This is a genomic window from Dietzia sp. SLG310A2-38A2, assembly GCF_014145095.1.
Lineage (GTDB): Bacteria > Actinomycetota > Actinomycetes > Mycobacteriales > Mycobacteriaceae > Dietzia.
In genome coordinates this window covers 1-1,016 of the sequence record NZ_JAALDX010000472.1, presented here as the reverse complement: position 1 = coordinate 1,016, position 1,016 = coordinate 1, and the positions used below count along the sequence as shown (strand labels likewise).

Below are 1,016 nucleotides of genomic sequence, written 5' to 3'. Positions count from 1 at the left end.
GGCGGTTTCATACGGTTGTTGCAACGTCGCTCCCGAGAGGCGGGGGCGGTTTGACTGTAGGAGATCGCGGTGCCTGGTGCGCGGTTGTCGGTTGTCGAGCGGGCCAAGATCGAGGCCTTGTTTGGGCAGGGGTTGACCTACCCGGAGATCGCCGAGCGGATCGGGCGTAGTCGCACCACGGTCTGGCGGGAAGTCGAGCGCAACAACTCGGCCCGGGGTGCGCGGTGCGCGAAGGGGCAGGGGGCTCGGCACCCGCATCGAAAGCGGGGCCACACCCCGGGCCTGTCCGGGTCGTATCGCTGGCTGTACTCCTGCGAGCAGGCTCAGCGCAAAGCCGATGAGCGTGCCAGACGCAAGCGTGCGGGCAAGCTCAAGCCTGCTCACGGCCGTGCCTATCCGCCGCTGTGGTCTACGGTCAAGGCCAAGCTCGAGCTGCGGTGGTCACCGATGCAGATCTCGCGGTGGCTCACGCTGACCTACCCCGATCAGCCGGAGATGCATGTGTCCCACGAGACGATCTACCAGGCCATCTATTTCCAGGCACGGGGTGGATTCCGGATGGAGATCGGCAGGCAGGTCGCTCTCAGATCCGGCCGTCGACAGCGCAAACCGCAGTCGCGCAAGGCGTCGGCCGACCGCACCGGCAAGGCCTGGGTCAAGGGGTTCAACGTCTCGACCCGGCCTGCCGAGGCCGAGGACCGAGCAGTTCCGGGGCACTGGGAGGGCGACCTGGTCCTGGGCGCCCGCAGCGCTTCGGCGATAGTGACCCTGGTCGAGCGGCATTCGCGGTACGTGATGCTCGGTTCGCTACCGCGATCACGGGTCAGCGAGGAGGTCATCGGGGTTCTGATCGAGCGTATGAGCCAGTTGCCCGATCACCTGCTCAGGTCGCTGACCTGGGACCAAGGTTCGGAGATGGCGCAGACCGCCAAATTCACGCTGAGCACCAACTGCCAGGTGTACTTCTGCGACCCGCACTCGCCCTGGCAGCGCGGATCCAACGAGAACACCAACGG

At 66.2% G+C, this 1,016-nt stretch carries 1 protein-coding gene; it reads left to right on the top strand.

The window, feature by feature from the left end; translation table 11 throughout:
- Positions 1 to 69 precede the first annotated feature (69 nt).
- Positions 70 to 1,016 (top strand): IS30 family transposase (locus G6027_RS15390; RefSeq protein ID WP_182637928.1); only part of this gene is annotated, 947 nt, incomplete at its 3' end.